General features: G+C 43.2%; 15 protein-coding genes. 13 read left to right on the top strand and 2 right to left on the bottom strand.

The window, feature by feature from the left end:
* Positions 1-22: 22 nt before the first annotated feature.
* The 3 genes from RIH33_RS01450 to argJ are packed head-to-tail and all read left to right on the top strand — an operon-like array spanning position 23 to position 3,491.
* On the top strand, positions 23-1,216 hold the full coding sequence (locus tag RIH33_RS01450) for an aspartate aminotransferase family protein (protein WP_406654629.1): 1,194 nt from the start codon (positions 23-25) through the stop codon (positions 1,214-1,216).
* Positions 1,217-2,254 (top strand): N-acetyl-gamma-glutamyl-phosphate reductase, encoded by a 1,038-nt coding sequence (gene argC, locus RIH33_RS01445; protein ID WP_406654628.1) that lies wholly within the window; start codon positions 1,217-1,219, stop codon positions 2,252-2,254.
* Positions 2,255-2,273: 19 nt separating this feature from the next.
* Positions 2,274-3,491, top strand: a complete 1,218-nt coding sequence (gene argJ / locus RIH33_RS01440) for a bifunctional glutamate N-acetyltransferase/amino-acid acetyltransferase ArgJ (RefSeq protein WP_406654626.1) — start codon at positions 2,274-2,276, stop codon at positions 3,489-3,491.
* Positions 3,492-3,530: 39 nt separating this feature from the next.
* Here argJ and RIH33_RS01435 read toward each other — a convergent pair whose 3' ends face one another.
* The gene (locus RIH33_RS01435) at positions 3,531-4,100 is read right to left on the bottom strand and encodes a DinB family protein (RefSeq protein ID WP_406654625.1); all 570 of its coding nucleotides are present in this window, start codon (positions 4,098-4,100) and stop codon (positions 3,531-3,533) included.
* Positions 4,101-4,227: 127 nt separating this feature from the next.
* Between RIH33_RS01435 and RIH33_RS01430 the strand changes: the two genes are divergently transcribed.
* Positions 4,228-4,824 (top strand): toxin-antitoxin system YwqK family antitoxin, encoded by a 597-nt coding sequence (locus RIH33_RS01430; RefSeq protein WP_406654624.1) that lies wholly within the window; start codon positions 4,228-4,230, stop codon positions 4,822-4,824.
* A gap of 7 nt (positions 4,825-4,831) precedes the next feature.
* On the opposite strand, the gene RIH33_RS01425 is transcribed toward RIH33_RS01430, so the two are convergent.
* Positions 4,832-5,692, bottom strand: a complete 861-nt coding sequence (locus tag RIH33_RS01425; protein WP_406658526.1) for an ion transporter — start codon at positions 5,690-5,692, stop codon at positions 4,832-4,834.
* Positions 5,693-6,019: 327 nt separating this feature from the next.
* On the opposite strand from RIH33_RS01425, the gene RIH33_RS01420 reads away from it, so the two are divergent.
* The 9 genes from RIH33_RS01420 to RIH33_RS01380 all read left to right on the top strand — a co-directional run bounded on the left by RIH33_RS01420 (position 6,020) and on the right by RIH33_RS01380 (position 21,071).
* On the top strand, positions 6,020-6,640 hold the full coding sequence (locus RIH33_RS01420; RefSeq protein ID WP_406654623.1) for an RNA polymerase sigma-70 factor: 621 nt from the start codon (positions 6,020-6,022) through the stop codon (positions 6,638-6,640).
* 147 nt (positions 6,641-6,787) lie between these two features.
* Positions 6,788-7,774 (top strand): FecR family protein, encoded by a 987-nt coding sequence (locus RIH33_RS01415; protein ID WP_406654621.1) that lies wholly within the window; start codon positions 6,788-6,790, stop codon positions 7,772-7,774.
* Between the two features lie 86 nt (positions 7,775-7,860).
* A complete protein-coding gene (locus tag RIH33_RS01410; RefSeq protein WP_406654620.1) occupies positions 7,861-11,112 on the top strand; it encodes a SusC/RagA family TonB-linked outer membrane protein in 3,252 nt (1,083 codons plus the stop codon).
* A gap of 2 nt (positions 11,113-11,114) precedes the next feature.
* On the top strand, positions 11,115-12,689 hold the full coding sequence (locus RIH33_RS01405; protein ID WP_406654619.1) for a RagB/SusD family nutrient uptake outer membrane protein: 1,575 nt from the start codon (positions 11,115-11,117) through the stop codon (positions 12,687-12,689).
* A 61-nt stretch (positions 12,690-12,750) separates the two neighbouring features.
* Positions 12,751-13,815 carry a LamG-like jellyroll fold domain-containing protein gene (locus RIH33_RS01400; protein ID WP_159584495.1) on the top strand — a complete coding sequence of 355 codons (1,065 nt, stop codon included), beginning with the start codon at positions 12,751-12,753 and terminating at the stop codon, positions 13,813-13,815.
* 108 nt (positions 13,816-13,923) lie between these two features.
* On the top strand, positions 13,924-15,171 hold the full coding sequence (locus RIH33_RS01395; protein ID WP_406654618.1) for a glycoside hydrolase family 76 protein: 1,248 nt from the start codon (positions 13,924-13,926) through the stop codon (positions 15,169-15,171).
* 22 nt (positions 15,172-15,193) lie between these two features.
* Positions 15,194-16,627, top strand: a complete 1,434-nt coding sequence (locus RIH33_RS01390) for a glycoside hydrolase family 125 protein (protein ID WP_159584491.1) — start codon at positions 15,194-15,196, stop codon at positions 16,625-16,627.
* A gap of 26 nt (positions 16,628-16,653) precedes the next feature.
* A complete protein-coding gene (locus RIH33_RS01385) occupies positions 16,654-20,901 on the top strand; it encodes a carbohydrate-binding protein (RefSeq protein WP_406654617.1) in 4,248 nt (1,415 codons plus the stop codon).
* A 47-nt stretch (positions 20,902-20,948) separates the two neighbouring features.
* On the top strand, positions 20,949-21,071 hold the full coding sequence (locus RIH33_RS01380; protein ID WP_406654719.1) for a T9SS type A sorting domain-containing protein: 123 nt from the start codon (positions 20,949-20,951) through the stop codon (positions 21,069-21,071).
* The last annotated feature ends 4 nt before the right edge of the window (positions 21,072-21,075 follow it).

The following is a 21,075-nucleotide window of genomic DNA, read 5'->3' as shown; positions in this document are numbered from 1 at the left end:
GGCAATCACATTAAAATAACCAATGAGTTATTCAACAGAAGAACTACACGAATTAGACAAAACCTACTATTTACCCACTTTCAGACGCTATCCTTTGGCCTTCAAAAAAGGACAGGGCTCCCGCCTATGGGATATGGAGGGCAAGGAATACATTGATGCCCTGGCAGGAATCGCGGTGAATAACGTGGGGCATGCACACCCCAAAGTGGCAGATGCCATTGGCCGGCAGGCCCATGAGTTGATTCATATTTCTAATTTTTACCTCAGTGAACCGCAAATGGAGCTCGCCAAAAAGCTGGCTGATCTATCGGGTCTCCAGCGGGTTTTTTTCGGAAATAGTGGAGCAGAGGCTGCAGAGGGAGCCATCAAAATAGCCCGAAAATATGCCAGTAAGCACGGACGCGGAGGCACCATCATAGCGATGAAAAACGCTTTTCACGGGCGTACTTTAGCCACAGTGGCCGCCACAGGTAAGGAGGCCATGATGAATGGTTTTGCGCCTATTCCTGCCGGATTTCTGCATGCTCCTTTCAATGACCTGGAGGCCATCAAAAGTATGGTCACTCAGGAAGTAGGAGGCATCATGCTCGAGCCCATACAAGGCGAGGGAGGGATTAATCTGGCAGATTCAGCTTTTCTTAAGTCACTGAGGGCATATTGCGATGAGCAAAACCTCGTGTTGATTTTTGATGAGATACAATCGGGCATGGGGCGCACTGGTAAAATGTTCGCCCATGAGCATTATGATGTGAAGCCGGATGTGATGACCCTGGCCAAAGCCCTGGGCGGAGGCATGCCCATTGGTGCTGTGCTGGCTTCAGAAAAGGTGGGATCGGCCATCGATTGGGGAGACCATGGCACCACCTTTGGCGGCAATCCCCTGGCATGTGCAGCAGCGCTGGCCACTATAGAAGCCATGGAAGAGGAAGGAATGTTGCAACAGGCCACTGAAAAAGGAGCCTGGTTAAAAGCGGAAGTGGCCAACGTAAAATCATCGTATCCTGAAATTAAAGAAATCAGAGGTTATGGACTTATGATAGGCATAGAGCTGAGTGTAGAATCCAAACCTGTGGTAGCCACTATGATGGAGCACGGGGTACTGGCCAATGCCACAGCCGGCAATGTCATCAGGTTAGTGCCGCCGCTCAACATCCCCATGGAAGATTTGAAAACAGTTTTTGAGGTATTGCTCAAGTCAATCAAAGCAAATAGATAAATGTCTAAATATAACGTAGCAATTGTAGGAGCCACCGGATATACGGGTAGCGAGCTGGTGAGAATATTGATCAATCACCCGGATGTGAACATCACATCGATCACTTCTGAGAGCAGAAAGGGGGAACGGTTTTCGGATGTTCACCCCCAGTTTAAGGACATTTTTGAGCCCGAACTGATAGGAATTGATGACCTGGATGAAGCAGGTCTTGATCTGGTGTTTTTGGCGTTACCACATGGCGTGTCCATGGATTTTGTGAAGGCTAACCATGATAAATCGTTCAAAATAGTAGATCTGAGTGGAGATTTCAGGCTTTCCAGCAAAGCAGTGTATGAGGCATGGTATCAGAAAAATCATCATTTTGAGCCAGGTTTTGATCAGGCTGTCTTTGGTCTTCCAGAGCTTTACAGAAAAAGAATCAGGGAAGCCAGGCTGGTGGCTAATCCGGGTTGCTTCCCTACATCTGCTATTCTGGCCCTTGCGCCTTTGATGAAAGAGGGTATTATTGACAAGCATCAGATTACCGTAGACTCCAAGACCGGCGTAACGGGTGCTGGGATCAAGTCAAAACCGAATACTCATTTCCCAATGGTGAATGACAATTTTTCGGCTTATGGAGTCAAATCACACCGGCACACCATAGAGATACAGGAGATCATTGGTAAATACGCCAACAGTGAAGCAACAGTGCTTTTCACACCGCATCTTTTGCCCGTAGACCGTGGGATACTCTCTACCACCTATACCAAGCCTACCCGTGAGGTGAGTACTCAGGATCTGGAGAAAATTTTCAGAGAATATTATGAAAACGAGCCTTATGTACGCCTGAGGAATGAGCTGCCCAACCTAAAACAGGTGCGGGGGACAAACTATTGTGATATTTTTACAACCTATGATGACCGGACCAATACCATCATCACGATCAGTGTCATCGATAACCTTGTAAAAGGGGCCGCCGGGCAAGCTGTTCAAAATATGAACATTATGCTCGGGCTGGACGAAACTTCCGGTCTTCGTATTTCACCATTACAACCTTAAAAATACTATTGCTTTGAATATGATCAGAAATATTACCAATGTAAGAGGCATCAAATGCTGGGGTGCGCATACGGGCGTGAAGTCTATGCGCCGGGATTTGGCTATCATGTACTCTGAGGTGCCCGCCAAAGTATCGGCGGTTTTTACTCAGAACCTCGTCATTGCGGAGCCCATTAAATTGACCAAAAAACACCTGCAGGAGTCTAACCACATGGCGCAGGCCATTATCGTGAATTCCGGTAATGCCAATGCAGTCACAGGCCAGCAGGGGGCGGAGGGAGCTCTGGCTATGGCACAGACGGCTGCTGATGAGTTCAAAATTGATGTCAACCAGGTGATGATCGCTTCTACGGGTATCATCGGGCAGAAATTTCCTACTGAGGAAGTAGTAGAGGGGATCAAGGAAAATGTAAAGAAGATCTCTGAAAACTCCCGGGCAGGGAGTTTTGCGGCGAATGCCATTTTGACCACAGATACTTTCGCCAAAGAAGGTTATGTGGAATTTGACATAGATGGCAATACCATCAATATCGGCGGGATTGCCAAAGGTTCAGGCATGATTCATCCCAATATGGCCACCATGTTGGCTTTTGCCTTCACCGACATCAACATAGATCAAAAGCTACTGGACAAGGCGTTCAAAGAAGTAGTGGAAGATTCCTTTAATATGATCACCGTGGACGGGGACACCTCCACCAACGATATGGCCAGCATTATGGCCAATGGACTGGCAGACAATGAGATGATCACTTCCGCCAGCGATCCTCACTACATCACTTTCAAGGAAAAACTGAGTGAACTGATGATACACCTGGCCAAGCTGATTATATCCGATGGTGAAGGAGCCAGCAAGTTTATTGAGTACCAGTTGTCGGGAGCCAAGAACAGGGAGGAGGCCCGTAAAATTGTTCGGGTGGTTTCTGATTCATCATTGGTGAAGACTGCCATGTTCGGTCGCGACCCCAACTGGGGCCGTATTCTTGCGGCTATGGGGCGCTCAGGAGTCCCATTTGACGTGGATAAGGTAGACCTCTCATTGGGCAATGACAAGGAGGAGGTGATGATGATGGTTCAGGGAAAGCCTCAGGAATTTGACATCAACCTGGTGAAGCGAATCCTTAAACAATCCGAGATTACCATCAAAATGAAGCTGCGCGAGGGGCGATCTTCAGCAATCGGCTGGGGTACAGACCTTACCACCGATTATGTGATGTTTAACTCTATGTACACTACTTAAATCTGACCGATTTTAACGAACGCGGATGCCCGTATTTTTTTAGGAAGATACGGGCATTTCTTTTGGTGTGGGGAGAAGCTGAACTGCTTGCTGGATATGTCGCTGTTCATGAGCCAGTATGATCCTGAATGCATCTTCCAGGGAATAGAAGATGAGTGCGCTTGCCGGGGAAGTGATGATAATTTTTTTATGATCAACCGCATCAGTTTTATGGGCGAAATCCATTAATACAGCGTGGTGGTCTTTGAATTCTTTTATTTTATCCAGCGTGAACACCTTCTTCACCGGCTGAAACTTGCGTACCGTCTTGATTTTGCGGGGATTCTCAGGGTGTACAGATTTGAATATCGACTGGCCAAAAAAACTGGATAGGTATGTGAATCTCGCCCCGAACGGATTGGAATGCTCATGGGCAATGATTTTCTCAAACCTGGGGAAATACAGCGTATTTGTCACCATCAGGTGATCCAGTAGCTCCCCAATGCTCCATTTGTTGACAGCAGGTTTTTGGTTCAGAATCTGTTCGTCCAGTCCGCTAAAGTGCCGGTCAATTTTTTCAGGTATATAAGTGGCCTCTTCTATCCAGGCCTCCAGGTACTTATTTTTCATCAATAAAGGAACGCTGGTTGCCACTCATTGTTTTGACTGAGTCTCAGTTTCCGATTTTACGGAAGTGAATTTTTTCTTTTGGTTGTATAATTTTGGCCCATCTTAAACCTAAAAACTTTGTAATAGCATGAATAGAATTGGTTCAATTTGGTTGATGTTGGTTTTTGGAGGAATGATGGCTTGCCAGAACGGGACACCTGTGATTCTGGAAACATCTTTGATCCCATCTGCGGCAGAGGTGAATGCCTATGGAGATGTGGAGGGGTTGAGCAAAGCCACCCAGCGGGATGATCAGAGAATCCTGACAGAAGGGGACGTACTCCATGGGGTTAAGCATGGCTCATGGGTTACATACGACAAAGAAGGAGCCATTACCTCTCTGGAAACCTACAATCAGGGTAAAAAACAGGGGGTGTCATTGAAATTTGACAAGCAGGGATATGTGGAGACTAAAAGCTATTACCACAGTGATCAGCTGGATGGTGAGTATGTGGTCTACAAGCGTAAAAAGGTAATTGAAACCAGGAACTATGAGGATGGGGTATTGAATGGGCCGCTTACCAAATACTATGACAATGGTACGCTGATGCAGGAGGCGCCCTATGTTGATGGAAAACTTCACGGTTTGGCAAAGTGGTATGACCAGGAAGGAAACCTGTCGATAGCCTACCGATATGAGGATGGTGAACTGGTGGATAAAAACCCTGAACTCGAAGCAGAGTGAGTTGAGCTCAATTCTTCTGATCTATTTTTTTCTCGAGCTGGGTGATTTTTCTCTCAATACTAGACAGGTAATCGAGCATTTGCTCGTGCTCCTGATGTACGAAATCCTTCACCCGCTCTTCTTCTTCTTTCATTTCAGCACGGTTGATCTCATTCATCGTGTTGACCACTATCGCAATGAATACATTGAGTGTGGTATAGGTAGCCAGCAGGATAAAAGGAATAAAAAACAGGTAGGAATAGGATACCTCCTGCATCATAGGCCTGGCAATCCCCGAAGACCAGCTTTCCAGCGTCATCACCTGAAACAGGGTGAAAAAGGTCTTGCCCATATCGCCAAAGTACTCAGGAAACTGATCCTGATACAAATCGGTACCAATCACCGCAAAAATGTAGAAAATCATAAATAGCAGCACCCCGATCCATCCAATGCTTGGAATAGATTTGAGCAAAGACTCTATGATCAAACGAAGCTTAGGTACATTTTTGATGAGGCGGGCGGTTCGTAGCACGCGGAGGGTACGGAGGATGTGCAGGGGGCCTGCAGCTGGGATCAGCGCAATGGCCACAATGAGGAAGTCAAAAATGTTCCAGGTGTTGGCGAAAAACTTCTGACGATAGGCCACGATTTTCACAGAGATTTCGAGCGTGAAGATGACCAGAATATATTTGTCTATTTCTGTAAGCCAAAGCCCCGCTGACTCCCGAATAGTGGCAGAGGTTTCCAGTCCTATGGTGATGGCATTGATAATAATAAGGGCTATGATGGAATATTGAAACGCTTTAGATTCAATGAAGGCCCTGAGGTCGTCCATGTTTTTGACTCGATCCCAGATGAGCATAAGCGGATTTTTGGTCTGGTTATTCATGATCTGATAAAATGCAATATTAACCAATTTGCCCTATAATAAGCTGCAAATCAATATTTTCAAAAAGGTTGATTTATCAGGAAATAATTCGCTCGAGAATATTCCCCACAAAGTAAGAAAGAGTGGCTGCGGCACCTCCAAGGAGGAGTGGCTCTGGCTCAGGAGAATAATATGCTCAAAGTGGAACAGACCGACTACATAACAGGAATCAAAGAGGCTTGAGAGAACTTTATTTTATTATCAATTGAGATTGATTATTTATATCATTGTGACTTAAGCAATATTTTCAGCTTAGATGCAGCTTGCATGAGTAACTTTTTAAAGTAAATGACCATAAGGCGGAAAATTCATAATATTAATTCACTTGATGACACCCATCAATGGTTCAAAAGCTGCTACGATCAGAACTTTACAAGTCTTTATCAATATGCTAAGAGCATAACTCATGATGTGCAATCTGCCGAAGATATTGTTTCTGAAGTATTTATGAATCTTTGGAGTAATAGAGATAGTCTCACTTCAATTAGGGATATCAATTCTTATCTCTTCATTACGGTAAAGAATTCAGCAATAAGGTTCGTTACACGAAATCCCAATTGTTTTTTTGGCAGTAATTTGGAAGAAACTATCAAAGAGATTGATAGACACGATCCTGAACAGGTAATGCTGGAGCAAGAACTGGTTGGCGCTATAAATGATGCTATAAATGCTTTGCCGGATAAATGCCAGATTGTTTATAAGCTGATCCGACAGGAGGGAAAATCTGTGAAAGAAGTGGCAACAGAAATGGGTATATCGGAAGGAACGGTAAAAAACCACATGACGAAGGCTGTTTCCCGAATAAGAGAAGAAGTTACAGATTATCTTGAGGCTTCGGGTGGTACTAAGTCTAATTATGGTAGTTTCTCTGTTCTGCTGTTTCTTGGTACTATGGGGCTGCTTGGATAATTGTGAAATTGTTATTTTAAGCGGTTTTTTAGTGGGATTTTATGCAGGCGTATGCTCATATCAGTGAAATAATTACAAATTTTTAGATTTGAATGTGACTTGAGACATGCTTTTGACTCTTTATAGTACATAGAGTTAAAGCATCTTATGGACCAGATCATTCTTAAGTATTTGAATAATGAAATGAACATTGACGATCAGCACAGATTGTCAAAGTGGTTGGATGAGGATCCGAAGAATCGTCAGATTTTAACTAAGATTGAGTTATACTGGAAATCATCAGACCCTTCAGCTCAGAGTGCAAAAAATCGAATTTGGCTTCAACTACTTGATGAAATCGATTTGTCTGCAGGTTATCATGGTCAAAAGGAATCGAAGAAGTTTCATGTTACATGGTATCATATGGCAGCTGCAGTTGCGCTTCTTATTACCTCAAGTTGGCTAGTTTATAATTTCTGGTCAGGCAGCAATCTTAGTAATTCGGATATTATTCGTGTGGTTGAAAAGGTGGCCCCTGTAGGAAAGAAGTTAGAGTTACAATTGGCTGATGGTAGCACCGTCAAATTAAATTCAGGATCGAAGATTAGTTACCCGGAAGTGTTCGAAGGCAACAGTAGGCAGGTGGTTTTGACCGGTGAGGCCTTTTTCGATGTAGTCAGGAATGAATCCACGCCATTTATTATAACCACCGACAATATCAATATTGAGGTATTAGGGACTTCCTTCTCTATTCAGGCCTATGAAGATGAGTCTTTTTCTGAGGTATTTGTACGGTCCGGGAAAGTCAGGGTGAGTGATCCTTCGGGCAGAAGCTTTGTCGATATCCTCCCAGCTGAGAGAGCAACTTATAACAAGAGAGAAAATATACTTAGTCGGTCAAGTATTGAGAATAGTGCTGCAGCTTTCGGTTGGATGGATGGGAGGTTGGTTTTTGAAGATGAAGAACTCGCCGTGGTGTTTAGAAGGCTTTCAAGGTGGTACGGTGTTTCAGTTTCCTACGACAAAATTGCACTGAAAGAAAAGAAAATAACTATAAATTGTAAAGATTGCTCAATCCAGGAACTGATGGAAAGTCTTTCTTATAACTACGAATTTGACTATAAGATAAATGGGGATTTAATAACGATATTTTAATCAAATAAATACAAAAGCCGAGTATGGTTTTGGGGAAAACTACTCGGCTTTTTTGAACTACAAGTCTTGGATTTAACCAACAACTTATGAATACAAAAGTACACTTATTTATTTCTTTTATGTCCAAACTGGCCATATGCACGATGATTTTTTGCTATTCGCTCACGATGGCATTTGCCGGTGAGTCGCTCGCGCAAAGAAAAAGACTCGTGGAGACCCATGTGGATGTCAGGCAAAACCATGAAGAGCTGCTGGGTCTCATAAAGGAGCTTGAAGACGCCACTGACTTTTCATTTATGTATACCCGTTCTGATTTAAAGGGTAAAAAGATAAGTATTCCAAAAGGAGAATGGAATATGGAAAGATTGATGAAGGACGTGTCAAGCCAGTCAAAAGTTTCTATCCGCAGAGTAAATGAAATAATTTCCATAAAACTGGTATTAGACAATACCCAAAATCCGGAGTTGTACGAGGAATTAATATCACAGATCACAGTAAGTGGCCGCGTGATTGACGACTCGGGAGAAACGCTCCCAGGTGCCACAGTGCAAGTCAAAGGGACATCTATTGGCACTATTACAGATGTGAATGGTTTATATTCTATAGTGGCAGAGGAGCAGGATGTGCTGGTATTTTCATTTGTTGGTTTTAAGACAATGGAAGTGCCCGTAGATAGCCGTACTGAGATCAATGTAGAGTTGAGTATGGATATTGAGGCGCTTGATGAAGTAGTGGTTGTGGGCTATGGCACGTCTAAAAAGGAGGAGCTTACTAGTTCCATAGTTCAAATCAAAAGTGAGGATTTCAGAGCAGGAGTGACAAATAATCCTGTTGAGTTGCTAAAAGGGAAAGTGCCGGGTCTTTCCATCATAAACCAAGCAGGAAGTGATCCAAACAGCACTCCGCAGGTAAATCTTAGAGGCGTGGGTACCATTAGCGCTAACAATGAACCGCTTGTAATTATAGACGGTGTATACGGTACTATGCCTGACTTGTACATTCTAAACCCTAATGACATTGAATCCTTTAACGTACTGAAGGATGCCGCATCAGCCGCTATCTATGGAACCCGAGGTAGTAATGGAGTAATCATAGTGGAGACTAAGTTTGGTGAACGAGAGAAGAGTCAGATCATTTATACCAGTTCCTATTTTATAGAGAAGCCAAGAAGAAACCCCGAAATGTTGAATGCTCAGGAATACCTCGATGTGATGAGAACCTTGGGTTTTAGCAAAGAGTCTATTGATAAGGGTTTTGATACCAACTGGACGGATGAGTTGATCACATCAAAATTGAGTTCCTATCATTCTTTGGCAATATCAAAAGGAACAAAAACATCCCAGATGCGCTTCTCTTTGGGGTATCGAGATAGCAAGGGGCTAATATTGAATAGTAGCAATAAGACGGCCAATTTTAGATTAAACTTCAAACAACAAATATACAAGTGGCTGGAGGCGGAAGGAACCATTGGTGGAAACCGCTCCGATCAGGCTTTTGCCAATTACAATGCTTTGGATGAGGCGTTGAAATATGACCCAACCGCTCCAGTGTATAATGAAGATGGCACTTTCTATCAGTTGCCAGGTATGGGCGCTTCAAATCCGGTTGCACTGCTGAAACAGATTGAAAACGGAGCAATAAGTAACAGGGTAAATCTGAACGTAAACCTCACAGGTCATATTACTGATAACCTATCAGTTTCGGTCAAAGGATCTTCTTTTCTAAGAAACTATGAACGCTCACTTTTTGAAGACATAGACTCAAGAAATAGCGTGTTGTCAGGTATTCCGGGTAGAGCCGAAAAAGAGAATAATTCATCGGTTGAGAATATTTTCGAAGCAACATCAAACTTCAATCAACAGTTTGGTAAACACAACATCAAACTACTGGCTGGATATAGCTTGATCAACAATGTTACGCACGGTAGCAATATGTTCAATCGAGGTTTCCTTACCAACAAGCTCAAATACAATGATATCGGAGCTGGGAGCTTTCTGCAGGATGGCCGAGCTGATTTTGGAAGTTTCAAACAGAGCTATAGACTCATTGCCTTTTTTGGGAGGTTCAACTATTCCTGGTCGACTAAGTATCTTTTTAATGCTAGTTTGAGACAAGAGGGAGCGAGTGTTTTTGGTGAGAACAATAAGTGGGGTTTATTTCCCGCCGTTTCTGGTGGTTGGAGAATTTCGCAAGAAGACTTCATGTCTGACCTTCCCTTCATTTCATCCCTAAAATTGAGAGCCGGATATGGAGTGACAGGAAGAAGTCAGGGAATTGCACCTTATCAGTCTCTTGCCAGAATAGGTGAAAGCGGAAGAGCACTTTACAATGGGCAGTGGATCTTCACTTATGGCCCCATTAATAACCCCAATCCGGATTTGAGATGGGAACGAAGCAAGGAGTTGAATATAGGATTGGATTTTGGTGTTTTATCTGAACGAGTGACTGGTTCGGTAGATTTTTATACCAGAATCACAGATGATTTGCTTGGTTCCTTTAACACACAAACACCCCCAAGTTTAGAGCCAGTGCTATTCACAAATGTCGGATCAATTAAGAATCAGGGGATTGAATTTATAGGGACTTTCAAGGCCATAGATGGCAATGAATTTAAGTGGGACATTACACCCACATTCTCTATCAATACGAATGAAGTCATTTCACTGGCCAATGATCAGTTTCAAGCAGATACGATTTATTATGGTGATTATGGAAATGTAGCAACGTCTCTGTATATGATGGCTGAAGGCACAGCTGTTGGTACATTCTACGGCTTTAAGTTTAAAAAGATCGGCTCTGATGGAAAATGGGTATTCAAGGATCAAAACAATGATGGAAGAATTGATGAAAACATTGATTACCAAGTAATAGGGAATGGGCTCCCGAAGTATTTTTTCAGCTTGAACAACCAGTTTAGCTGGAGGCAATTTGATTTATCCGTATACATGGTAGGAGCTGCAGGTTATCATGTTTTTAATGAGAAACGGTTATGGTATGAGAATACGGCAAATTCACCATCCAATTACTTCAAATCAATGTTGGATGAGCCCCAGTCTTCACTCGATGATCGCCTAAGATTTTCTGATTACTATCTGGAAAAGGGTAATTACCTAAGACTCGATAACATTACCCTCGGTTATAACCTGAAAAATGTGTCTGTGTTCAAACAGGCGCGGATTTACACCACGGTTACAAATGTGGCATTATTGACTAACTACTCTGGAATTGATCCGGAGGTGGGTAGTGGAACCAACGGAGGGCTGAGTTTCGGGTGGGATACACGTAGTTTCTACCCAAGATCTGCCACTTATTTACTAGGCCTCAACATTACATTTTGATCATGAAAAATTTACTGAAAATATTTTTGCTAGGGATTAGTCTATCCAGTTGTGTAGACTTGGATGAAGAAGTTTATAGTGAAGTTACAGCGAGTAATTTCTATCAGAATGAAGAAGAAGTGGTGTCGGCAGTGATGAGGCCATATGCTCATCTAAGACAAGTCTTCCTCAATTTTTCCACCAATGGATGCGGGGTATTTCTCTTACAAGAATTGTCAACGGATGAGGCTGCCTGGCCTACCAAGGGTAGAGATGGCTTTGATAACGGAAACTGGATTCGATTGCATCGCCATGAGTGGACTGTGGAGGATGGTTCTTTCGCTATTTCCTGGAACGACATGTATAAAGGAATAGCTTTATGCAATAATCTGCTTTTTGACTTTAAGGATATTGATGCGGTTAACTCTACGGACAAACTACAATATCAAGCTGAACTACGAGGACTTAGAGCCCTATATTACTATTATTTGCTCGACCTGTTTGGCAATGTTCCGATAGTAACCGCGATTAACCAATTTAGCCCGTCCAACAATACAAGGGTAGAAGTATTCAATTTTATCGAAGAAGAAATCCTGGACATCAGGGCCAACCTTCCTAAGAAAGGTGATATAGGATGGTACGGACGATTTACTCAAGAAGCTGCCAATGGTCTGCTATCAAGGCTATACCTGAATGCTGAAGTGTATACAGGTGAGGCCAGATGGACTGATTGTATTGAAGTTAGTCGTTTGGTATTGGGATCTTCGTTCTCGCTGGAGGCACAGTGGGATGCTCCTTTCAAAACCGATAATTATGCCTCCGACGAAAATGTTTTTGCTATTCCAGCTGATGAGCTTTTTGGAAATGATTTACAGCAAATGTTTCAATTCACTACCCACTGGCAGCAGCGAGAACCACAGTTTGGATATCAGGGAAATGGTGGATACAATGGCATGGTCAGTGTCCGTGAGTTTATAGAAACTTATGACACCCTAAATGATGCCAGATGCTTTTTTGACTCAAGAGTTTTTATTCCCGGAAACGAGAATGATCCGACTTTGCTGAGAGGCCAGTTTATGTGGGGACCACAGTACGGAAGAGATGGTAATCCTATTCTGGGAACTAATGACAAGAATGGACAGCACTTGGTTTTTGAGTTGGATGTACCAAACATGGAAGATGGCAATGAAGCTTCAGGGGCCAGAAACATTAAGTATCAGGTAGAATATGGTGCGGTAGGGTTCTCCAATGATATAGTGCTTTTCAGGTTAGCGGAGATTTATTTCAATATAGCCGAAGCCTCTCTCAGGAATGGGGGTATCGTTCCTCAAGATGTGCTTGATGCAATCAATGTAATACGAAACAGAGCAAATGTTCCAACTTATCAAAACCTAACATTAGATGAATTGTATGATGAAAAAGGACGAGAAATGGCCTTTGAGGGCTTACGCCGTACGGACATGATCAGATACAAAAAGTATACTGGAAATTGGTGGGATAAGGAGGTGAGTGACGGATTCAGAACCTTATTTCCTATTCCGCAGTCCAGTAGAAACGTAAACCCAAACCTGGATCAGAATCCAGGATACCCGGATTAACCAGATGACCAAACGAAAAGCATATTTATTGAATATTAATTAAATCTAAACTTGAACTACAATGATTGATTTTAACAACAAAACCAAAATTTACGGGATTAGGGCCCTGGTGCTGTCCCTAGGTGTACTTGTGATTTTTACCCTGAATTCATGCGGAGATGACGGGGAGGACAAAGGTCCGAATACTGATTTAACAGCATTAACAGCAGAAATATCAACCGTAGAGACTTTGCTTTCTTCATCCGTTGAGGGGAACGGTGTTGGAGAGTACTATAAGAATTCTAAGGAACCACTGGAAACGGCCTTGGCAGACGCTCAAACCGTAAGCAACAACGAGGCTGCAACTCAGGAAGAAATAGATGCCGCGTTGACCTCACTCGAAGATGCCAGATTTGCATTTGCAGCTCGAGAGATTGAAGATGCAGCATTGCAGTTTTCGGCCAATGGTTCCGAAAATGCAATTGCCGTGGAGCAAAGTAGCAATTCCGCGAGTATTTTCAATAGAGGCGAATTCACATTCGAAACCTGGGTCTACTACACGGATAAGCCGGGATTCTTTGGGCAAATGGCTTCTACCGAGTTTTATGCTGACGGTGTTTGGGGGTGGAATGTAAGAGTTGGAGATGGAGACGCGCTTGACTTTGCAATTGGGGATGCAGATGGAGAGAGTAGACTTCAACCTGATGTTACGGCTGTTCCCGGGGCTATTGTTCCTAGAAATGAGTGGGTTCATATAGCATGCACCTTTGATGGTACGACTATGAAATCTTACATCAATGGGAATGAAATAGGGTCACTAGATGCATCTGATAGAGACAGAATGGGTGAAGTAGCTGCTCAGGAAGGGGCTCAGCCTCTTACATTGGGTAATAGTGCGGGTTTTAAACAACCTGAAAGAAGGTTGGTCGGTAAAATGTTTGATGTGCGCTATTGGGGAGTGGCAAGGTCTGCAGCCGAAATCAAAGAAGACATGGATTTTATTATCGACGGGGATGAAACTGGCCTGATTGGCTACTGGCCTTTTGCCAAGCCTGCTACAACTGATTTGATCACAGACTGGGCTTCAGATACGGAAGGGGAGAACAATTTGTCCTTAGTAGATGGAGCTATCGTAAGCACTCGATAGTTTAATAAAACTTCACATTTCTTCATACATGTATAACGCCGCACATCATTGTGCGGCCTTGTACACTATTGCCCAAATTTTTAAAGACTGGTTCAGACCTGCGCGGAAATGTGTAGAAAAATTCTTCAAGAACCATTTGAAAATCTACTAATGAAAAATAGGATGATACTCTTAAAATTTATTTTAATACTGCTTCCCCTTATGGGTTGCAAAGAAGAATCTAACCTGGATCCTGATGAAAACGAACCTAAACAACCGGTGCCTCCTTCCTGGATATCTCGGGCTGATTCCTCATTCAATTCTCTGAACCTAATTTATTGGAACGCGGAAAAAGGTGTTTATAATACGGATAATAAAAAGAACCTGAATACTCAGCACTACTGGTGGCAGGCCAATGCGCTGGACGCCGTGGTGGATGCTGCCGTCAGGGCCAAGAGCCCATCAACAATTAATCAGATGAACGAAATGATTTCTGGTATAAAAAACAATATCAGTTCACTTCGAAACAATGATTTTTTTGACGATCGCGAATGGATGGCACTGTCCATTTTAAGAGCTTATGAGCTTACAGAAAATGAAGAATACCTCAACGATGTTAAGGGACTATGGGAAGATATCAAACTTGGATGGAATGATAATCACGGTGGAGGAATCGCATGGAATGAAAACCAACTGGATTATAAAAATGCCCCTTCGAATGGTCCAGCAGCAATTTTGGCCTTTAGGCTTCATAAAATTACCGGATCAGCAGCTGACCTTGATTTCGGAAAACAAATTCTGGCTTGGCAAGAATCAAAGCTCGTTGATCCTGTTACCGGAATTGTATGGGATGGCATTGGTCGTCAGGGAGGAACTGAGATAGACGGAGACAACAGTACCGAAGATTTTTGGCGTTTCACCTATAACCAAGGAACATATGCCGGTGCTCTTGCTGAGCTCTATACCATCACAAAGGATCGCCAATTGTTGGTTAAAGCACTAAAGACGTTCTCCGCTACAGAATCACTTTTATCAAGCTCTGCAGGCATCATCCGCCCGGAGGGCGATGGAGATGGGGGGTTGTTCAAAGGGATTATGATGCGCTATTTTGGTGTGCTGGCTCTTTCTGAAGGGTTAAGTGATGGAGAGCGAAGGAATGTAATTGATTACTTGGTTGATAATGGGGAAAGTGCCTGGGATAAGGCAAAAAACCCTGCTTATCCGTTTTTGTTCAATCATGATTGGAGGGTCAGCCCACCTATAAATGGTCAGGGGCAAGTTTCATCTTCTGTGGACCTCACAGTGGCTCTGAGCGGTGTGTTCTTAATGGAGACACTTGCAGTTCTTGAAAACGAAGGACTTCTCAAAACTTTATAACTCAACAATAACATTTGATAAAATGAATAGAAGAAAGTTTATTCAAACCAATACCCTTTCTCTGATTGGGGTAGGCACGTTATTGTCTGGAATGAGTTTCCCAGTGCCTTTAGGGGATAAGAGTTACACCTCTAACCGCCCTCCAAAGTCAAAACGAAACTTTGTCAGCAAAGCTGTTGAAGAAACTATAGGCGCAGTGAAAAAGGGTATTGACAACCCAAAACTGGCTTGGATGTTTGAAAACTGTTTTCCCAATACACTGGATACCACCGTTCAGTACGAAGAGCAAGGTGGGTTGCCAGATACATTTGTTATTACAGGAGATATACCAGCTATGTGGTTAAGGGATAGTACGGCCCAGGTATGGCCGTACTTACCTTTGATAAACAAAGACGACAAGCTTCGGAAGCTAATTGCGGGAGTTGTGCGGCGGCAAACCAAATGTGTACTGATAGATCCGTATGCCAACGCATTCAACAAGGAAGCTACCGGAGGGCATTGGCAGAGTGATGATACAGAAATGAAGCTGGAGCTGCATGAGCGAAAGTGGGAGGTGGATTCTTTGTGTTACACCATTAGACTGGCCTACCACTATTGGAAGACCTCAGGAGATACCTCTGTCTTTACTTCAGAGTGGCAAGAGGCCATGAAACTGGTACTTAAAACATTTAAGGAGCAACAACGAAAAGGAGGGGATGGTCCTTACAAATTCATGCGCGAAACGCCCATACAAACCGACACCATGCCAGGTAGAGGTTTTGGAAACCCGGTAGTCCCTGTTGGCTTGATTGCATCGGCTTTCAGACCGTCTGATGATGCTACTACATATCTTTTTCTGGTACCATCCAATTTCTTTGCCGTGGTAAGTTTGCGACAGGTGGCTGAGATCGCTACCGAAGTATTAGGTGATGGATCACTTGCCAGGGAGTGTATAGCCTTAGCCGATGAGGTAGAGGCGGCACTCAAGGAATATGCTATTGTAGAACATTTGGGTTATGGAAATATTTATCCTTTCGAGGTAGATGGATTTGGAAACAAGCTATTTATGGATGATGCTAATGTGCCCAGCCTTTTAGCACTTCCATATTTAGGGTGTGTATCTGAGAACGATCCCATCTATCAGAACACCAGAGATTTTGTCTGGAGCAAGGACAATCCATTCTTCTTCGAGGGAAAGGCTGCGTCAGGTATTGGAGGTCCCCATGTGGGTATGGATATGGTTTGGCCTATGTCCATTATTATGAAAGCCCTGACTAGCGAAAACGATGCGGAAATAGCGGCTTGTATCAAAACCCTTATGGATACAGATGCAGAGACCGGGTTTATGCATGAATCCTTCCATAAAGATGATCCAAAGAAGTTTTCGAGAGAATGGTTTGCCTGGGCAAATACCCTGTTTGGTGAATTAATTCTCAAAACATTCAATGAAAGGCCTGAAGTGCTAAAGAGCATTTAATTTTTTTAAAACCAAACCCCTAATCCATGAAAACCAAACTAATTTTCACAATAGTAAGCTTGCTGAGCATGTTCAATTTAAGGAGCCAAAGCTATGAACAGTTGGCTGATTCGGCGCAGCAGGCTCTTGTTGACGATTACTCTTATACTGTTACGGGGGGCTACTTTTTTGATCAGAGTACGAGCCCGTCCAATACGTATTTTCATTATTGGTGGAATGGTTATGCATTAGAAGTCCTGGTAGATAGGTATGAAAGAGCTACTTCCGGGACACAACGAGACACTGCTGTAGAGCTCATGAAAGATTTGGTGAATGGGATGGAAACTGCCAATGAAACCTTCAACAACAACTATGGGCACTACAATAATTTTTATGATGATATGGAATGGTTAGCCATTTCCAGTTTTAGGGCGTTTGAAGCCATCAAAGGTACTCATCCGTCAGATTCTTCCTTATTTCTTGATGTTTCCACCACATTATTGGAGGATATCAAGACTGGGGAAAATGATATAATGGGAGGAGGTATTGCCTGGCGCAAATCACAAAGAGATTACAAGAACAATGCTGCCAATTCTCCCACTGTAATAGTGGCAGCCCGAAGGTATCAGTATTTGGGTGATGCTGAAGATATTGCGTTGGCTCGAAGACTCTATAGTTGGGTTAAAAGTAATCTGGTGGCAAGTTCGGGTCGCGTATATGATGGAGTGAACAGAGACCCCAAAAACGCACCCGGTGAAATTGATCTCTGGGAGTTCACTTATGGGCATGGGACATTTATAGGTGCTGCACTGGAAATGTACAGAGCTACAGACAGCACTCATTATTTGGATGATGCTATTCTTACCGCAGATTATGCTGTAGGGGAATCAAATAATCTGTTGAATGATGGGATTTATAAGAGTGAAGGAGCAAGTGGGGACGCTCCTTTGTTTAAGGGAATTTTGATAAGGTATTTAACTGAGCTTGCCATGGAAACATCCGTTTCGTCTATCAAGAGAGATACTTATAAGGCGATGGTTGCTGACAATGCAAGTGCTCTGGTGAGTGGAGGGTTAAATCTGGTGAACTATCATACAGGGCCATATTGGGGTGAATCAACCTGTGATGCGGTGCTTTCCGCTCAGCTGGCGGGAATTACACTATTAGAAATGGCCGTGAAACTTGGGTTGATCTCACATGATGATGGGTTTTTGATCCCTGGTGGAATTAATGCTGAAAATTATACCAGTGCAACTGGAGTTAGTGTTGAGGAAAATGGAGATGCAGACCCTTATTGTGGTATGAATATTACCAGTTTTGATGCTCCAGATGACATCAGCTACAAAGTTAGGGTAACCTCCACCGACACCTATTTAGTTCGGGTGAGAGCGGCGAGTGTCAATAGTGGACGTCAGCTCACTATCTCATCAAATGGAAATGCTCTGGCAACAATAGATATTGATAATACGGGTGATGCTCAGACCTACTCAACGGTGACTGGCATGATCAACCTAACTGAAGGCGTGGATACGCTTTTAACATTGTCAGCACCAAATGGTAGTTTCAATCTCAATTGGATTCGCTTTGAAAATCCATTGGTGTTAACCTCAGAAAAGATAGAAGCTGAGAATTTTGTGGAGATGTCGGGAGTAGGAACATCAGGAACCTCTGACTTTGGTGGTGGGGAAACGGTTGATGCGGTAGGATCAGGTGATTGGATGGAATATTACGTGGATGTGAAAAAATCAAGACAATACAATTTTTTGGTTCGCGCATCACGTCAGCCAGTAGGAAGTGATACGCTCCAATTGAAAAGCGGTGCTACCCTGATACAGGAAATTGCCATCCCCTCCACAGGAGGTTGGGAAAACTGGGCCACCCAAAGTACCACAGCTACTTTAGCCGCAGGAGCTCAAATACTCAGGTTGGAGTCGAAACATGGAAACGCCAATATCAATTGGTTCAAACTGGATAGTATAAAAAGTGTGGTCAGCGGCCAAATTGAAGCGGAAGATTACCAATCTATGAGTGGAGTAGTTACTGAAACTACAACAGATACAGGTGGTGGGCAAAATGTAGGCGGCATTGATGCTGGGGAATGGATGGACTATGAGCTAAGCGTTGAATCAGATGGGTGGTATAAGCTAGATGCGAGGATCGCTAGTATTTATACAGGGAGATCATTTCAATTGAAAAAGTCAGCTGATGTGCTGACCACAGTGAATATTCCGAATACTGGAGGATGGCAAAATTTTCAAACGGAGACCGCCTATGTACAACTGACCGCAGGGGTTCAAACTTTGAGAATTCATGCAGTTGATGGCGGGTTCAATATCAACTGGTTTGAACTGACCTTCATTCCCAAATTTGTCAGAACAATTCAGGCAGAGGACTTTATATCCGCTCATGCTGGTGTAGGCACAGAAACGAACTGTGATATAGGTAGTGGACTCAGCCTGGCTGGAATTGACGCAAACGAATGGGCAGAATACTTGGTTTATGCCGATTCTACAACGGATTATATGTTTGTCGCGAGAGTGTCCAGTGAGTTGTCCGGAAAGTCTTTAACAGTCGAGGTTGATGGTACGCCAGTGGAAACGATAGATGTTCCGAACACCGGGAATTGGCAATTTTATGAATCGATTTCGACCATCTTGAATATTAGTGAAGGAGGTCATACGATTAGAATTTCTAGCAGCACAGGGGGATTCAATTTGAATTGGCTGAAATTTTTCCGAGCCTTCAGCCTCACCGATGCTCGACTTGAAGCAGAAAATGCCCATACAGAGCATAGTGAACAAAGTGGTACAGGCTGCCCAACTTTCAATGGTTCCAGTCCCTATCAAACGGAGATCTATGGTGAGGAATCAGAAGATAACCTCGGTACCAAGCAGCTATCGATGCAGACAGGCAGTTGGCTGGATTATTACGTATATGTACCCACCACTGCTACCTATTTGTTTTCGGCCAGGGTTTCCAGAGACAATGCACTTTCAGGCCAGGGTGTTTTACAACTGGTCGAAGATGGCAGTACACTTGTTACACTTACTATTGACGGCACAGGCACTTGGAGTGATTTTGTGACCCTATCCGATCAAATATCCCTTTCCCAAGGGCCCCATCTTCTCAGGGTTAATGCTCAAACTGGAATTTTCAATTTGAATTGGATTCGTTTCGATAAAGCTGTTGTGGTTGGTGATTATGTGAAGATTGAGGCTGAAAACTCCAATAGCGAAGCGGGAGTGTTCGTGGATCAGAGAAGCGACAATGGAATAGTGTATACGAGTAATGATATAGGTGTCGGAGATCACATGGATTATTTTCTTGACATTGATAACGCGGGGCAATACCTATTTAAGGCCAGGGTCTCAAATAGTCACATTAGCAATGATGCCGAAATGATGATAAAAGATGCCAATTCTTCTACGCTTTACGATTCCATTTCAATTTCCAGTAATACTGGATGGCACGATCTTGATGCAGTGATTGATTTTCCTTCTGCAGGTAATACTGTGCTTCAATTGCTAGGCAATGAGGGCGAGTTTCATATGAATTGGTTTGAACTACTCTATGACATCACTGATGGGGGTGGCACCATTTCTGATGAGCATGACGACTCTCCTAGTGGGGAAGAAATTGATAAAGTCATTGATAATTCATCACTAACTAAATACCTGACAACTCATGCCGAAGGATATATTGAGTATCAAACATCCGAAGGTCACCGGGTGACTGCCTATTCCATAACATCCGCTAACGATGCTGAAGACCGGGATCCCAAAGACTGGAAACTGCAAGGGCACAATGGCACGAGCTGGGTAGACCTGGACACGCAAACAAATCAGGATTTTTCTAATCGCTATCAAAGAAGGTTCTTCTACATTGATAATGACAACAGTTACAAGCGTTATCGATTGGATATTACTGCCAATAATGGGTCTTCACTGCTCCAGCTCGCAGAATGGCAGTTATTTGGAGTTGAAGAGAGTTGTGTAAGTTGTCGGGAAAGCCATGAAGATCAAAAGGGCCACGTTGAGAAATTGTCGCCAGCAGAGGTTCAGATTTATCCAAATCCGATCAGCGCTGGAGATCAACTCATAGTTCATACATACAAGGATGATGGTATCAGAGAAATTGAATTGATTGACCTGAGTGGTCAGCAAATACAACGGTCATCCTATCATGAACTACCAAATGAAGTTGAGGTGAGTATTGGTCGCTCTGTCAAAGGAATTTACCTATTGAAGGTCAGTACAACCAATGGAACTTTTGTCACCAGAGTTATCATCCGATAACCCCTTTATAAGCAGACACCATTTGAAATAGATGATTCAGTGGAAAACTGCTTCTAAATGCTAAGTTGAGTGACAAGGATCAAATCGGAGCGAACTCGTTGAAGTCAGGTATTTATATTTTGAGATTTCACACCGGACAAGGCGTAATCACTTTTAAACTAATCAAGTAGTCTG

The sequence above is a fragment of the Marinoscillum sp. genome (assembly GCF_040222955.1).
Classification (GTDB): domain Bacteria; phylum Bacteroidota; class Bacteroidia; order Cytophagales; family Cyclobacteriaceae; genus Marinoscillum.
This window is presented reverse-complemented; position numbering and strand designations above follow the sequence as displayed.

What these genes read in the sequence shown, in the direction of transcription:
- RIH33_RS01450 (WP_406654629.1), top strand. Translation starts at nt 23, where the DNA reads ATGAGTTATTCAACAGAAGAACTACACGAATTAGACAAAACCTACTAT.
- argC (WP_406654628.1), top strand. Translation starts at nt 1,217, where the DNA reads ATGTCTAAATATAACGTAGCAATTGTAGGAGCCACCGGATATACGGGT.
- argJ (WP_406654626.1), top strand. Translation starts at nt 2,274, where the DNA reads ATGATCAGAAATATTACCAATGTAAGAGGCATCAAATGCTGGGGTGCG.
- RIH33_RS01435 (WP_406654625.1), bottom strand. Translation starts at nt 4,100, where the DNA reads ATGAAAAATAAGTACCTGGAGGCCTGGATAGAAGAGGCCACTTATATA.
- RIH33_RS01430 (WP_406654624.1), top strand. Translation starts at nt 4,228, where the DNA reads ATGAATAGAATTGGTTCAATTTGGTTGATGTTGGTTTTTGGAGGAATG.
- RIH33_RS01425 (WP_406658526.1), bottom strand. Translation starts at nt 5,692, where the DNA reads ATGAATAACCAGACCAAAAATCCGCTTATGCTCATCTGGGATCGAGTC.
- RIH33_RS01420 (WP_406654623.1), top strand. Translation starts at nt 6,020, where the DNA reads ATGACCATAAGGCGGAAAATTCATAATATTAATTCACTTGATGACACC.
- RIH33_RS01415 (WP_406654621.1), top strand. Translation starts at nt 6,788, where the DNA reads ATGGACCAGATCATTCTTAAGTATTTGAATAATGAAATGAACATTGAC.
- RIH33_RS01410 (WP_406654620.1), top strand. Translation starts at nt 7,861, where the DNA reads ATGAATACAAAAGTACACTTATTTATTTCTTTTATGTCCAAACTGGCC.
- RIH33_RS01405 (WP_406654619.1), top strand. Translation starts at nt 11,115, where the DNA reads ATGAAAAATTTACTGAAAATATTTTTGCTAGGGATTAGTCTATCCAGT.
- RIH33_RS01400 (WP_159584495.1), top strand. Translation starts at nt 12,751, where the DNA reads ATGATTGATTTTAACAACAAAACCAAAATTTACGGGATTAGGGCCCTG.
- RIH33_RS01395 (WP_406654618.1), top strand. Translation starts at nt 13,924, where the DNA reads ATGTGTAGAAAAATTCTTCAAGAACCATTTGAAAATCTACTAATGAAA.
- RIH33_RS01390 (WP_159584491.1), top strand. Translation starts at nt 15,194, where the DNA reads ATGAATAGAAGAAAGTTTATTCAAACCAATACCCTTTCTCTGATTGGG.
- RIH33_RS01385 (WP_406654617.1), top strand. Translation starts at nt 16,654, where the DNA reads ATGAAAACCAAACTAATTTTCACAATAGTAAGCTTGCTGAGCATGTTC.